Source organism: Streptomyces sp. NPDC008317, assembly GCF_042955955.1.
Taxonomy (GTDB): domain Bacteria; phylum Actinomycetota; class Actinomycetes; order Streptomycetales; family Streptomycetaceae; genus Actinacidiphila.
The window spans coordinates 630744-644619 of the sequence record NZ_JBIBFQ010000004.1; the positions used below are offsets into that span (position 1 = coordinate 630744).

General features: G+C 72.3%; 12 protein-coding genes and 1 pseudogene. 5 read left to right on the forward strand and 8 right to left on the reverse strand.

The window, feature by feature from the left end; genetic code table 11:
- Window positions 1-168: 168 nt before the first annotated feature.
- From ACFY9V_RS16065 to ACFY9V_RS16095, 7 genes are all read right to left on the reverse strand, one after another.
- Entirely contained in the window at window positions 169-1917 is a 1749-nt protein-coding gene (locus ACFY9V_RS16065) for a dipeptide ABC transporter ATP-binding protein (protein WP_391161637.1), read from the reverse strand.
- Window positions 1914-2903, reverse strand: coding sequence for an ABC transporter permease (locus ACFY9V_RS16070; protein WP_355348635.1), 990 nt, complete (start codon window positions 2901-2903; stop codon window positions 1914-1916). Before ACFY9V_RS16070 ends, ACFY9V_RS16065 begins: the two co-directional genes overlap by 4 nt.
- Window positions 2900-4027 (reverse strand): ABC transporter permease subunit, encoded by a 1128-nt coding sequence (locus ACFY9V_RS16075; protein ID WP_391161638.1) that lies wholly within the window; start codon window positions 4025-4027, stop codon window positions 2900-2902. Before ACFY9V_RS16075 ends, ACFY9V_RS16070 begins: the two co-directional genes overlap by 4 nt.
- A gap of 3 nt (window positions 4028-4030) precedes the next feature.
- Entirely contained in the window at window positions 4031-5749 is a 1719-nt protein-coding gene (locus ACFY9V_RS16080; RefSeq protein ID WP_391161639.1) for an ABC transporter substrate-binding protein, read from the reverse strand.
- 170 nt (window positions 5750-5919) lie between these two features.
- Window positions 5920-6018 carry an Ms4533A family Cys-rich leader peptide gene (locus ACFY9V_RS16085; protein ID WP_355348626.1) on the reverse strand — a complete coding sequence of 33 codons (99 nt, stop codon included), beginning with the start codon at window positions 6016-6018 and terminating at the stop codon, window positions 5920-5922.
- A 121-nt stretch (window positions 6019-6139) separates the two neighbouring features.
- The gene (locus ACFY9V_RS16090; RefSeq protein ID WP_391161640.1) at window positions 6140-7582 is read right to left on the reverse strand and encodes a DUF3152 domain-containing protein; all 1443 of its coding nucleotides are present in this window, start codon (window positions 7580-7582) and stop codon (window positions 6140-6142) included.
- 21 nt (window positions 7583-7603) lie between these two features.
- Complete coding sequence (locus ACFY9V_RS16095) at window positions 7604-8623, reverse strand: alpha/beta fold hydrolase (protein ID WP_391161641.1); 1020 nt, start codon at window positions 8621-8623, stop codon at window positions 7604-7606.
- Between the two features lie 184 nt (window positions 8624-8807).
- Between ACFY9V_RS16095 and ACFY9V_RS16100 the strand changes: the two genes are divergently transcribed.
- From ACFY9V_RS16100 to ACFY9V_RS16115, 4 genes are all read left to right on the forward strand, one after another.
- A complete protein-coding gene (locus ACFY9V_RS16100) occupies window positions 8808-9074 on the forward strand; it encodes a hypothetical protein (protein WP_355348617.1) in 267 nt (88 codons plus the stop codon).
- Window positions 9075-9228: 154 nt separating this feature from the next.
- Window positions 9229-9870: a TetR/AcrR family transcriptional regulator gene (locus ACFY9V_RS16105; RefSeq protein WP_355348614.1), complete on the forward strand. Its 642-nt coding sequence runs from the start codon at window positions 9229-9231 to the stop codon at window positions 9868-9870.
- Between the two features lie 155 nt (window positions 9871-10025).
- Window positions 10026-10256, forward strand: coding sequence for a DUF3107 domain-containing protein (locus tag ACFY9V_RS16110; RefSeq protein WP_188281577.1), 231 nt, complete (start codon window positions 10026-10028; stop codon window positions 10254-10256).
- Between the two features lie 137 nt (window positions 10257-10393).
- Window positions 10394-10672, forward strand: a complete 279-nt coding sequence (locus ACFY9V_RS16115) for a hypothetical protein (protein ID WP_355348609.1) — start codon at window positions 10394-10396, stop codon at window positions 10670-10672.
- Between the two features lie 82 nt (window positions 10673-10754).
- Here the strand turns inward: ACFY9V_RS16115 and ACFY9V_RS16120 are convergent, their stop codons facing one another.
- Entirely contained in the window at window positions 10755-11483 is a 729-nt protein-coding gene (locus ACFY9V_RS16120; RefSeq protein ID WP_355348606.1) for a ferritin-like fold-containing protein, read from the reverse strand.
- Between the two features lie 529 nt (window positions 11484-12012).
- Between ACFY9V_RS16120 and ACFY9V_RS16125 the strand changes: the two are divergent.
- Window positions 12013-13876, forward strand: a pseudogene (locus tag ACFY9V_RS16125) (DEAD/DEAH box helicase); the annotation flags it as partial.

Here is a 13876-nt window from a genome sequence, read left to right on the forward strand (position 1 = left end):
CGCCCCCCCAACACCTTTTTGGGGGGGGGGGGCCCCCCGGGCCCCCGGCGCCCCCGGGGCTGGACTTGTTATGCCGGGCGGGGGGGGGGGGGGGGGGCGGGTGGCCCCCCCCCCCACCAAAAGGGGTGAACGGGCGTAACTTCTCACACTGCCACGCGTTGATGTGACCTAAGGTGCGGTCACCATCACGCTCCGCAGTTCCCTGCGGTCCGCCCTGCGGGCCGCGGATTCGGCCGGGTCCAGCACCGGGACGGCCGCCAACAGGCCCTTGGTGTACGGGTCCTGAGGCGCGTCGTAGACCTCGTCGACCGTGCCGGACTCCACGATCCGGCCGCCGCGCATCACCGCGACGCGGTCGCTCACCTGCCGTACCACGGCGAGGTCGTGGGCGATGAAGACCAGCGACAGGCCGAGGTCGCGGCGGAGTTCCGCGAGCAGCGCGACGACCTGCGCCTGCGTGGTGACGTCCAGCGCGGAGACCGGCTCGTCGCACACGATGAGCTTCGGCTCGGGCGCCAAGGCCCGTGCGATACCGACGCGTTGGCGCTGCCCGCCGCTGAACTCGTGCGGGTACCTGTGGTACCACTCCGGGTCGAGGCCGACCCGCTCCAGCAGTTCCTTCACCCGGCCGACGACGGCCTTGTCGCTCAGTTCACCCGCCGCCCGCAGCGGGTCCGCGATGGACTCGCCGATGCTGCGGCGCGGGTTGAGCGAGGAGACCGGGTCCTGGAAGACCATTTGCAGCTCGCGCCGCAGCGGGCGCAGCGCCTTGTCCCCCAGGCCGCCGATCTCCCGGCCCCGGTAGCGGATCTCGCCCGCGCTCGGGTCGAGCAGCCGCACGAGCATCCGCCCGAGCGTCGTCTTGCCGCTGCCGCTCTCGCCCACGATGCCGAGCGTCTCCCCGGCCCTGACCTGGAGCGACACGTCGTCCACGGCCGTGAGCCGCTGCCGCCCCTTGCCGAACTCCCGCCGCAGCGCGACCGCTTCCAGCAGGGGCTCGGAGCCGGGCTCTTCGGCCGTGCCCGTACGCGCACCGCGTCCGCGTGGTGTCGCCGCGCCCACGGGCGCGGGAGCCGCGCCCGGCTCCCCGCTGTCCGTCGGCCGCGGGTCGATCCGGGGCACCGCCGACAGCAGCGCCCGCGTGTAGTCGTGCGCCGGGGCGGCCAGCACCTCGGCGACCGGACCGCGTTCGACGGCGGCGCCGTCCCGCATGACGAGGATGTCGTCGACGCTCCCGGCGACGACGCCCAGGTCGTGGGTGACGAGCAGCAGCCCCATGCCGGTCTCGGCCCGCAGTTCGTGCAGCAGGTCGAGGATCTGGGCCTGGACGGTGACGTCGAGAGCCGTCGTGGGCTCGTCGGCGATGAGCAGGCGCGGCTCGCACGCCAACGCCATCGCGATCAGGGCGCGTTGGCGCATGCCGCCGCTGAACTCGTGCGGCCGGGAGCGGGACCGGCGGGCGGCGTCGGGGATGCCGACGCGGTCCAGGACCTCGACGGCGCGGGCCCGCGCCGCGGCGCGCGAGCCGCGGTGGTGCACCCGGTAGACCTCGGCGATCTGGTCGCCGATGGCGTAGTAGGGGTCGAGCGAGGACAGCGGGTCCTGGAAGACCATGGCGGCGGCCCCGCCGCGCAGCTCGCGCAACTCGGCGTCGTCCGCGCCGAGTACGTCGGTCCCGGCGACCCGTACGGTCCCGGAGACCCGCGCGCCCGTACCGCGGTGCAGGCCGAGCAGGGCGTACGCGGTCGCGCTCTTGCCGGAGCCCGACTCGCCGACGAGCCCGAGCGCGCCGCCCGCGCCGAGCGTGAAGTCCAGTCCGTCGACGGCCCGTACGGCCCCGCCCTCGGTGGGGAATTCGATCCGCAGTCCCGCGACCTCCACCAACGGGGCTTCCAGGTCGGTGAGTTGCCCGGTCATGCCAGTACCACCCGTCGGTCGGCCACCGCGTACAGCACGTCGGCGACAGCGTTGGCCACGACGACGGCCAGGCCCATGACCAGCACGATCCCGACCACCACCGGCACGTCCTTGATCTGTACGGACTGCACGAGCTGCTGCCCGAGTCCGGGGATGTTGAACAGCGTCTCAGTGAGCAGCGCGCCGCCGAACATCGTGCCGAGGTCCAGCGCGGACAGCGCGATCACCGGGGTCAGCGCGCCCCGCAGCGCGTGCCGTACGACGATGGCCCGCTCGCTGACGCCGTACGCGCGGAAGGTGCGGATGTGGTCCTCCGCCAGCGTCTCCAGCATCGAACTGCGGGTCAGCCGGGCGTACTTGGCGGCCTCCACCAGGGCGAGCGCGAGCCAGGCCAGCAGCAGATTCCACGCCCACTGCTGCGGGTCCTCGGTGAGCGGGACGTACGAGGGGTACGGCAGCCACTGGAGCCAGGAGCAGAAGAGCAGGAGCAGCAGGATGCCCGTGATGAACACCGGGGTCGCCGTGCCGACCAACGTGAAGCCGGTCAGGGCCCGTTCGGTGACGGTGCCGCGCCGCAGCGCGGACAGCAGGCCGGTGCCGACGCCGATGACCAGCCACAGCACCATCGCGCCGAAGGCGAGCGACGCGGTGGCGGGCAGCTTCTCGCCGACCATCGACGTGACGAGTTCGCCGGTGCGGTACGACTGGCCGAGGCAGGGCGCCGGGCAGTGCAGCACATCGGTGCCGGTGCTGTAGTCGTGACCGGCGACGATGCCGCTGAGGAAGTGCCAGAACTGCACGTACACCGGGTCGTCGAGGCCCATCTGGCCGCGGATCTGCACGATCTGCGCGGTCGAGCACTTGGGGCCGCAGGCCAGCCGGGCCGCGTCGCCGGGCGCGAGGTAGAAGCACGCGTAGAGCACGGCGGCCAGGACGAGGAGGACGACGAGGGCCTGGAAGAGCCGCCGCCCGAGGAAGCGGATCACGCGCCGTCCACCGCCTCGGCGCCCGAGGCGCGGCCAGCCGTATCCGTCGCGGCCGTGTCCGAAGAAGCCGTGCCCCTCGGACCCGCCACCGTCGGACCCGTGTCCGAGGAAGCCGTGTCCGAAGAAGCGTCCGCCTTCGCCGACTTCCGTCCCGTCCCCACCCGCAGCCTGCTGGCGACCCGCGGGTCCAGGGCCGTCCGCACACCGTCCGCGAAGACGGTGAAGGCGAGCACGGTCACGAAGAGCAGCAGGGCGGGCAGCAGGACGTACGCGGAGTCGGCCTGGTACCAGGTCGAGGCGCTGGAGAGCATCTGGCCCCAGGAGGGGGTGGGCGGGGTGACGCCGATACCGAGGAAGGACAGGCCCGCCTCGGAGACGATGTTGGAGGGCAGCAGGATCGCCGCGTAGGTGACGACGGGCGCGACCAGCGCGGGCAGCAGTTCGCGGCGCGCGGTCCGCCACCGGCTGGAGCCCGCGAGCCGTGAAGCGGCCACGTAGTCGAGGGACTTGAGGGTGAGCACCTGCGCGCGGACGATCTTCGCGATGCCGCCCCAGGCGAGCAGCCCGAGGACCAGCATCAGCAGCACGGGCCGCGGGAAGCCGTCGGGGACGACCGCGAGCAGCGCGATGGCGAAGATCAGCGCGGGCATGGTGACGAAGACGTCGGTGATCCGGCTGAGCACGCTGTCGAGGAACCGGTTGCCCAGGCCCGCGCCCAGGCCGAGGGCCACGCCGAGCGCGACCTGGAGGACGGTGGCGCCGAGGGCCACGACGAGCGAGATCCGCGAGCCGTAGACGAGCCGGGCGAACAGGTCGCGTCCGGTGCCGGGTTCGAGGCCGAGCCAATGGCTGCCGGAGACCCCGCCGAAGGTGCCGACCGGTACGCCGCCGGCCGCGGAGTCGACCAGGTCGGCGTGGTAGGTGGTGGTGTCCTGCCCTTCGAGCGCGGCGAGCAGCGGGGCCGCCACCGCGACCAGGACGAACAGGACGATGACGGCGCCGCCGACGAGGGCCGCGCGCTGTCCGCGCAGCCGCCGCCAGATCTGCCGGGCCCCGGAGGGGGGCGCCGCGGTGGCGGCGCCCTCCCCCGCGGCCGAGACGGCCGAGAGTGCTTCGACGGTCACGGACTACTTCACCGCGGCCTGCGAGATGTCCAGCACACCGGTCCAGTCGCTGATCACGACGTTCTTGATGTTCTTGCCGAACAGCCGCTTGTAGACGGGGTGGAAGAGCGGCACGGTGAGCGCCTGCTCGCCGATCCTCTTGTCCAGCGCGCCCCAGCGGACGGCGGCGGCCTTGAGGTCGGTGATCTTGTTGATCTGGTCGATCTCGTTGTTCACGGCCGGGTCGTCGAGCTGCGCGTTGTTGAAGTTGGCGCCGTCCTTGACGATCTGGCGGCCGTCGAAGATCGGGCCGAGGAAGGGGCCGCCGGACGGCCAGTCCGCGCCCCAGCCGGTGAGGAAGAAGCCGGGCTCGGTCTTCAGGGTGTGGATCTTGTCGGAGAAGGCCGCGTGCTCCTGGCCGTCGAGCTTGACGGTGATCCCGGCCGCCTTGAGCGCCTCCTGGACGGCGGTGGCGACCTCGGGGCCCTGCTCGTCGCCCTTGGTGACGTCGTGGGTGAGCGAGACGGTCAGGCCGTTGGGGTAACCGGCCTCCTTCAGCAGCTCCTTGGCCTTGGCCGGGTCACCGGTCCTGCCCGCGGGGAACGGGTCGTAGGCGGTGTAGCCGAAGGACGCCTGCGCGGGCAGGAAGGTGGTGGCCGGGTCGTTGAGCGACGAGCCGCCCTGCGCGTTGATCACCGTGGTGCGGTTGATCGCGTACGCGATGGCCTGCCGGACCTTGATGTCGTCGAACGGCTTCACCTTCGGGTTGAAGGCGATGTAGTCGGTGTAGCCGAAGTGCCCGGTCCCGACCCGCTGGGCGAGGTTCTTGTCGCCGGTCACCTTGGCCAGCTCGGCCGGGCCGAGGTTGGTGTCGGTGGTGACCGCGTCCGCGTCCTTGCCGACGCCCGCCGACAGACGCTGGTTGATCACGGCCTGGTCGAGGCCGGACTGCACGTCGATGGTGTCGGGGTACGCCTTGCGCTGGTCGTCGGTGGCGGCCGACCAGTTGGGGTTGCGCTTCAGCACCAGGTGCTCGCCGTTGTTCTCGTTGCTGACCACCTTGTACGGGCCGGAGGAGACCGGGTGCGCCGCGTATTTGGTGCCGGTGTCCTTGGCCTTGGGCACCGGCGCGAAGGAGGTCTGCGTGGCGAGCAGCGGGAATTCGCCCTCGGGCTTGTTCAGGTGGAAGACGATGGTCTTCGCGTCGGGCGTCTCGATCGAGGACAGGCCCTTGGGGTCCTTGTACGGGCCCTGGTAGTCGGCCGCGCCGACCAGCCAGTCCCGCAGGTAGGGCGCGCCGCCGGACAGCTCGGCGGCGAAGGACCGCTCGATGTCGTACTTGATGTCGGCGGTGGTGATGGGCGAGCCGTCCTCGTACTTCAGGCCGTCCTTGAGGTGGTACGTCCACACCGTGGCGTCCTCGCTGGGCTCGCCGGTGGTGGTGGCCAGGTCGGGGACGACCTTGGCGCCCGCGGCGCCGTCGGCGCGGTTGCGGGTGGTGAGCGTCCGGTAGACCAGCGACGGCACGTTGCCGCCGCCGGAGGTGTAGAGCCGGGCGGGGTCGAAGTTCTCCTGCGCCTGGTTGTTCAGGACGTACAGCGTGCCGCCCTTGCCCGGCTTGCCGTCGCCGCCCGCCTTGGCGTCGTCACCGTTCTTGGGGCCGCAGGCGACGGCCCCTCCGGCAAGGGCCAGACCGACGGCGATCACGCCTATGCGGCGGGATGTGGAGGACAGTTGACGCATCAGAGGAACCTTTCGCGGCAGCGAGGAAGGGCGCGCACAGCGGTGCGCGCGAAAAAGCGGAAACGGGTCGTGACGTGCGGGACCGAAGGGTCCGGCCGGAGCAGCCCGTGGCGGAGGAGACGCCGTCCTGGGACGGCGGCCGGGCCTCTACGCGGTGGGGCTGGATGCGGTCAGCGACAGTGAACGTCGGCGACGCAGTGCGCGGCCACGCCGATGAGCGCCAGCTCGATGCCGGCGCGTGCATACGGATGTGCGTGGTGGTGCTGCATGGACAGAAGCGTGCAGCGACGCGACACCAATTGTCAAAGCCAGATCAATACGATCTCAAACGATCACTTATGGATTGCACCGCTGAGCGGGTCCGCGCCTACGGGATGCGGACGGCTCCGCCTACGGGTACGGCCACGCGTTCGGCTTGCAGGTGGGGCCGCCGTCGAGCGACAGGAATTTGGTCTGCTGCATCATCACCGGGGCCGGGGCGCCCTCCTTGGGACAGCCGACGTGGCTGTGCCCGAGACGGTGCCCGACCTCGTGGTTGATCAGCATCTGCCGGTACTCGTGCACCCGCGCGGCGCCGAATGTACTGGCGCCCTGCGCCCATCGGTAGGCGTTGATCATCGTGCGCGGAGTTGACGCGGAGTCACATGACACGTTCTCAACTGTCGTGTCCAGACCGGACTTCGCGCACCACTTCGCGGTGGTGCCGGGACTGGCGAGCGTAATGACGATGTCCGCGGGGCCGGTTGAGACCCGCTCGAAGGACATCTGTCCGCCGTGACCCCAACTCCGGCTGTCGTTCAGGGTCTTGAAGACGGTGTCGCTGAAGAGCTGCGCGTTCAGCGGCAGCCCGCGCTCGACGTCCACCCGGAAGCGCATGACCTTGCCCTTGCCCGGCGCGGCCTGGTGGCCGCCGACCGTGCTGAAGGCGCCGGACAGCCTCAGGTCCGGGTCCAGCGGGTACAGCTTGGCCATCAGCTCGTCGTACGTGGCGGCGGCGGGCGTCGCCGCCGGGGCCCCCGCGGGCGCGCTCGCGGCGCCGGGCGCGCGGTCCTGCGAGCGCGACGCCTCGTCGGCCGCCGAGCGCGTCGCGGTGTCCTTGCCGCTGTCCTCGCTGTGCCGTTTCTCACTTCCGCCGACCTGTCCCGCGACCACCACGGCGAGCACCGTGACGACGGCCGCGGCGGCGATCCCGCTGAGCGTGCGCCCCTTGCCGCCGGACTTGGTGTCCACGGCCGTGCCCGCGTCCGCCTCCGGCTCCGGGTCCGGCTCGGGCGCGGCGGCCGGGCCGCCGGGCGGCGGGTCCGCGGGCCCTTCCGGCTCCTGCGGTCCGAAGGCGTCGAGGAATTCCTGCCGCGGGCGCGGGATCAGCCGGCCCGGCGCCTGCATCTGGCCGGGCCCGGGCGCCTGCGCGTGCCGGGCGTACGGGCCCTGCCCCTGGCCGAGCGCGGGGCCCGCGGGCGGGGAGCTCAGCGCGGACGCGGTGTCGTACGCCTCCCAGTCCTCCGCCCACTCGTCGACGAGGTCGAAGGGCAGCTCGCGGGTGCGCGGCGGCCCGGAGTAGCGGCCGGTGTCCGCCGCCCAGTCGTCGGCCGGGCCCCACGCGGTGTGCTCGCGGTGCTCGGGGTGGGCGGGCGCCGGACCGCCGTGGTCCTGCGGCCGGTACTGCGGGAAACTCCCCGTGTCGTGGCCGGACAGCGGTCCTGGACCGCGGCGGCGGCGCCCGCTGCCGGGGACGCCGGGCCGCAGGGGTCCTGGGACGCCCGGCATTCCGGGCGCGCCCGGAATGCCGTTGTCACGGCCGTCCTGGCCGTCCCGCGCGCTGTGCTTACCCACGTCGCCCACCCACGTCCTCGATCAGCTCCCGGTCGCCTCGGCGCCGGCGGGCCCCGCGTCCGTACGGCCCCGGCCGTCGTCCTCGGCTTCCGCGACCTCGTCCTGGAGATCGCGGAAGCCCCGGGCCACCAGCTCGGGGTGCTCCATCATCGCCACATGACCGCCGTCGGGGATGACCAGCAGCCGGGAATCGCGGAAAGCCCTGGCCGCCCGGCGGGCGACCTTGACCGAGACGAGCTTGTCCCGGCCTCCGTACACGAGCAGCGTAGGGGCGAGGACGCGCTCCGCCTGCCGCCACAGCGAATGCTGGCCACCGAGCGTGTACGCGTCCACGATCCCACGGGTGGAACGCACCATGACGTCCCAGAAATACGGCAGTTCGATCCGCCGCTGGTATTCGGCGACCGCGTCGGCGCGGGCCTGCTCGCCGACCACCCCCGGGTCGCCGTAACAGAGCGCCAGCAGCTCCTGGGTCCTGCGCTCGGCCGGCCAGTTCCTCGTCGCGCGCAGATACAGCGCGGGGACGCCGGGCACCGAGAGCAGCCCGGTGGGCCAGGCGGTGCGCTGCGGCGGCAGCTCGGGGAGCGCGGGCGAGACCAGGGTGAGGGTGCGGACCAGGTCCGGCCGGGCGGCGGCGACCTTGACGGCCACCGCGCCGCCCAGCGAATTCCCGAAGAGGTGGACCGGGCCGCGCCGCTCGGCCTCCAGCAGCCGGACCACCGCCCGCGCGTGCCCCGGAATCGAGTAGTCGCCGTCGTCGGGCGGCGGGGAATGGCCGAATCCCGGCAGGTCCAGCGCCTGTCCCGCGACCCGGTCGGCCAGCGCGGCCATCAGCGCCGACCAGTTCTGCGAGGAGCCGCCGAGGCCGTGCACGAAGAGCGCGGGCGCCGTCCCCGGCCCGTCCGTACCGCGCGATCTGACCACCAGGGTGAGGCCGGGCAGGCTCGCCGTGTACACCGATTCCCCCGGGGCGAGCCGCGGCCCGGGCGGGAGTACGACCGCCGGTTCTGCGGCCGTCTGGGGAACGTCGGTCGAGGGCATGGATGAATGTTACGAGACGATCACGCGTACGACCGCGTGTTCGCGGTCACAAGAACCTCCGCAAGGGCCGGAAGCCGCCACGCGCTCCGAAGGGGCGCGCGCCGCACACCGCGGCCGGGAAGCCGCCATGCACGCGCCTGCCCGGCCGCCTAGGCTCAAGGGTGAGGCAAGAGAAGGAGGGGCCATGTCCGAGAACACCGGGAACGGTAGCGGGGACATCGAACGCTTCGAGCGTGAGGCCGACGAATTCGACGCCGCCCAGATCGCCCGCGACACCGATCTGGATCTGGAAGCGCCGGAGGCCGACACCGCGGAACAGCACGCGGAACTGCTCCAGCAGCACGACGAACCGATCATCGCGCGCCCCTCCCACCAGGTGGAAGAGGCCGATCCGGCCGACGCGGCGGAGCAGCGCAGGGTCGTCGCGCCGGACGAGGACGACTACCGCTGACGGTCGCCGCTCACCGACGGATTCCGCAGGCGCTCTCGCGCGGAGGTTCCAGGTAGTGAGAATGTGCGACCGCACGGCGCACAGGGTCGTTACTGAAAAGTACGATGGCCATCGCAGTGTTCTATCGTTCCTCACTTCAGATTTGGGAGGCGGCGTGACAGCCATCGAGCAAGCTCAGGCGAGGCCGCGCGGCACACGCCTGCCCCGCCGGGCCCGACGTGAACAATTGCTGGGCGCGGCCCAGGAAGTCTTCGTGGCGCAGGGTTACCACTCGGCCGCGATGGACGACATCGCCGAGCGGGCCGGCGTGAGCAAGCCCGTGCTCTACCAGCACTTCCCCGGCAAGCTGGAGCTCTACCTCGCGCTGCTCGACCAGCACTGCGAGTCCCTGCTGCACTCGGTACGGACCGCGCTGGCGTCCACCACGGACAACAAGAAGCGCGTCGAGGCCACCATGGACGCGTACTTCGCGTACGTCGAGGACGAGGGCGGCGCCTTCCGGCTGGTCTTCGAGTCCGACCTGACCAACGAGCCCGCGGTCCGCGAGCGCGTCGACAAGGTCTCGCTCCAGTGCGCCGAGGCGATCAGCGAGGTCATCGCGGAGGACACCGGGCTCTCCCGCGACCAGTCGATGCTGCTGGCCGTCGGCCTCGGCGGTGTCTCCCAGGTCGTCGCCCGCTACTGGCTGGCGAGCAAGAGCACCGTGCCGCGCGACACCGCGGTGGACCTGCTGACCTCCCTGGCCTGGCGCGGTATCGCCGGATTCCCGCTGCACGGCGCGGAGGGCCACCACTGAGGCGGTGCCCCGCCGCCCGTCCGCGTCGCCCCGGGCCTGTTCGCTCACGGCGTTGCCGAGGTACGGATTTCCACCGGCCGCTCCGGGCTAGTCTTTGCTGCGTACGGCGCGAAACCAACCGCGCACACCGCCAGACCATCGGAGGTATCCAAGCCGTGGAGGTCAAGATCGGCGTGCAGCACGCGCCGCGCGAGATCAACATCGAGAGCGCGCAGTCCGTCGCGGAGGTCGAGCAGGCCGTCGCCGACGCGCTGTCCGGCGCCTCGAAGCTGCTGAGTCTGACGGATGAGCACGGCCGCAAGGTCCTGATCCCCGCCGACCGGCTCGCGTACGTGGAGATCGGCGAGCCGTCCGCCCGCAAGGTCGGTTTCGGCGCTTCGCTCTGAACGTCCGGCCCTGAAAGGGGCCGAAAGGGCGGCAACCGGTGCAACCGGTTGCCGCCCTTCGTTTTGTCCCGGCCTCCACAGGGGTAGGACCAGAGCGCACCGGTCCGTACCAGCCGTACCACCGGAAAGGGATCACGATGCTCTGGGAAGCCGTCGCCTACGTCGCCCTCGGGCTCGGCGCCGCCTACGCCGCCGCCCGCCTCTTCCCGCTCCGGCTCCCGTTGAGTCCGCTGCTGCTGGCCACAGGACCGATCGCCGCGCTGCTCGGCGGCCTCGTCACCCGCACGATCGTCGGCCCCGGCCACCCGGAGGCGACGCTGCCCGCCGCGCTGGCGGTGGGGGCGGCCATGCTGAGCGTCCTGGCCCGCCCGCCGAAGCGTGGCCGCCACGCCAAAGTGACCGCGTCGAGCGTCTGACGCGGCCACCGGCGTCCTCAGAAGTCGCGACGGGACCGGCCGTGACGGGGCGGAGAGTTTCGCGGTGAGGCGTTACGCGGTGTTACGCGGCCAGGCCCAGCGCGGCCATCCGCTTGGTGTGCGCCTCGGTGATCCGCGAGAACATCCGTCCGACCTCCGCGAGGTCGAAGCCGTCGGCGACCCCGCCGACGAGCATGGTGGACAGCGCGTCGCGGTCGGCGACCACCCGCTGCGCCTGCGACAGGGCCTCGCCCATCAGCCGCCGCGCCCACAGCGCGAGCCGCCCGCCGACGCGCGGCTCGGCGGCGATGGCCGCGCGCACCTTCTCCACGGCGAAGGTCGCGTGCCCGGTGTCGTCCAGGACCGCGAGCACCAGCGTGCGCGTATCGGTGTCGAGCCGGGCGGCGACCTCGCGGTAGAAGTCGGAGGCGATGGAGTCGCCGACGTACGCCTTGACGAGCCCTTCGAGCCAGTCCGAGGGCGCGGTCTGCCGGTGGAATTCGTCGAGCGCGGCGCCGAAGGGCTGCATCGCCTTGTTCGCCGACTCGCCGATCTCGGTGAGCCGGTCGCGCAGCCGCTCGAAGTGGTGGAATTCGGCGGCGGCCATCGCGGCCAGCTCCGCCTTGTCCTCCAGGGTCGGCGCGAGTTTCGCGTCGTCCGCGAGCCGTTCGAAAGCGGCCAGCTCGCCGTACGCCAGGGCCCCGAGCAGATCGACGACAGCGGCCCGGTACTGCGGGTCCGCGGACGCGGCGGTCCAGTCCTGGGCGGCGATTCCGGTGGCGGGCGTGGTGTTCTCGTCAGGCGTCTCCATGCTGGGCACAATAGCCAAGTCGGAGCGGCCCGTACGCACCCGTGCGGTGATCTTCGCGGGGCCGGTGACAGGCCGATGACGTGCCGGTGCCGTCCCGAACGAAACATTTGATCGGGTGCAGCTACGTGTTTCCGGGGTAGAGTGGTATTGCACCCGCCGAAAATCGGCTTGCTTCCGATCCTCGGCGGGCGACGTATGCAACACCTGGATGCCCGGTCGGTGGCCCGATCGGCTCCGACACCGACCGCCCTCCTGACATCGGGAGGGGCCCACTCGCGACACGAGCGAGGGCAGCGGTCCCGCGCTGCACAGCCGCCCACGGCTGTACGACACCTCTGCGCGGTCAGTGACCGGCGTCGTCTTTTCCGCGACACGGCCGCTCGACCCCCCTCGCCGCACAGTGCCGCGTCTCACAGAAGAGGCAAGCATCCTGTCCACCACCACGACTTTCCGCAGTCTCGGCATCCTGGCCGAGACCGCCGAGGCCCTTGAGGCCGTCGGCATCATCACCCCCTTCCCGATCCAGGAGATGACGCTCCCGGTCGCCCTCGCGGGCAACGACGTCATCGGCCAGGCCAAGACCGGCACGGGCAAGACCCTCGGTTTCGGTCTGCCGCTGCTGGAGCGCGTCACCGTCACCGCCGACGTCGAGGCCGGGCGCGCCACCGCCGACCGGCTCACCGACGCCCCGCAGGCCCTGGTCGTCGTCCCCACCCGCGAGCTGTGCCAGCAGGTCACCAACGACCTGCTGACGGCCGGCAAGGTCCGCAACGTACGCGTGCTCGCGATCTACGGCGGCCGGGCGTACGAGCCGCAGGTCGACGCGCTCAAGAAGGGCGTCGACGTGATCGTCGGCACCCCGGGCCGCCTGCTGGACCTCGCGGGCCAGAAGAAGCTCGATCTCAAACACATCCGTTCGCTCGTCCTGGACGAGGCCGACGAGATGCTCGACCTGGGCTTCCTGCCCGACGTCGAGAAGATCATGGGCATGCTGCCGGTCAAGCGGCAGACGATGCTGTTCTCCGCGACCATGCCCGGCGCCGTGATCAACCTCGCCCGCCGCTACATGTCGCAGCCCACCCACATCCGCGCCACCGCGCCGGACGACGAGGGCGCGACCGTCGCGAACACCACGCAGCACGTCTTCCGCGCCCACTCGCTGGACAAGGTCGAGCTGGTCTCGCGCATCCTCCAGGCCGAGGGCCGCGGTCTCGCGATGATCTTCTGCCGTACGAAGCGGACCGCCGCCGACGTCGCCGAGCAGTTGGAGAAGCGCGGTTTCGCCTCCGGCGCGGTCCACGGCGACCTCGGCCAGGGCGCGCGCGAGCAGGCGCTGCGGGCGTTCCGCAACGGCAAGGTCGACGTGCTGGTCTGCACCGACGTGGCCGCGCGCGGTATCGACGTCGAGGGCGTCACGCACGTCATCAACTACCAGACGCCCGAGGACGAGAAGACCTACCTCCACCGCATCGGCCGCACCGGCCGCGCGGGCGCCTCGGGTATCGCGATCACGCTGGTCGACTGGGACGACATCCCGCGCTGGCAGCTCATCAACAAGGCGCTGGTGCTGTCCTTCAACGACCCGGAGGAGACGTACTCGACGTCTCCGCACCTCTACGAGCTGCTGGGCATCCCGGTCGGCACGAAGGGGATACTGCCTCGGGCGGACCGGACGCGTGCCGGTCTCGACGCCGAGGTCGTCGAGGACCTGGGCGAGACCGGTGGCCGCGGCGCCCGCGGCAACGGCCGTCGGCCGGCCGGCGGCAAGCCCGCCGCCGCGCCCGTCGAGGACCGCCCGGCCCGTACGCGCACCCCGCGCCAGCGCCGCCGCACCCGCGGTGGCGAGGCCGCGTCCGGTGCGGCCCCCACGTCGGCCGTCGGCGCCGAGGCCGTGGAGTCCGCCGTCGTGGTCTCCCAGCCCGGTACGGACGAGGTGGCCGCGCCCCGCACCCCGCGCCGCCGTCGCCGTACGCGCGGCGCCGCTCCCGAGGCGGTCGCCGTGGAGACGGTGACGGCTGTCGAGCCGGTCCCCGACGCTCCGGTCGCCGAGGAAGCCCCCAAGGCACCGCGCCGCCGCCTGCGCAAGGCCGCCGCCGAGCCGGTCGGTGCGCAGACTCCGGCCGCCGCCGCGGTGACCCCGGTGGTCGAGGAGGAGGCGCCCAAGGCCGCCCGCCGCCCGGCCCGCCGCTCGATCCTCAACGGCGAGCCCGAGGAGACCGCCGCCCCGGTCACCCCGGTCGCCGAGGAGGCGCCCAAGACGCCGCGCCGCCGCACCCGCAAGGCGGTCGCCGAGGCGCCCGCCGCGGTGACCCCGGTGGTCGAGGAGGAGGCGCCCAAGGCCGCCCGCCGCCCGGCCCGCCGCTCGATCCTCAACGGCGAGCCCGAGGAGACCG

Bases quoted from the DNA above. Each gene is read 5' to 3' on its own strand.
- ACFY9V_RS16085 (WP_355348626.1), bottom strand. From the start codon at position 6,018: ATGCAGCACCACCACGCACATCCGTATGCACGCGCCGGCATCGAGCTG.
- ACFY9V_RS16100 (WP_355348617.1), top strand. From the start codon at position 8,808: ATGTCCGAGAACACCGGGAACGGTAGCGGGGACATCGAACGCTTCGAG.
- ACFY9V_RS16115 (WP_355348609.1), top strand. From the start codon at position 10,394: ATGCTCTGGGAAGCCGTCGCCTACGTCGCCCTCGGGCTCGGCGCCGCC.
- ACFY9V_RS16065 (WP_391161637.1), bottom strand. From the start codon at position 1,917: ATGACCGGGCAACTCACCGACCTGGAAGCCCCGTTGGTGGAGGTCGCG.
- ACFY9V_RS16095 (WP_391161641.1), bottom strand. From the start codon at position 8,623: ATGCCCTCGACCGACGTTCCCCAGACGGCCGCAGAACCGGCGGTCGTA.
- ACFY9V_RS16120 (WP_355348606.1), bottom strand. From the start codon at position 11,483: ATGGAGACGCCTGACGAGAACACCACGCCCGCCACCGGAATCGCCGCC.
- ACFY9V_RS16080 (WP_391161639.1), bottom strand. From the start codon at position 5,749: ATGCGTCAACTGTCCTCCACATCCCGCCGCATAGGCGTGATCGCCGTC.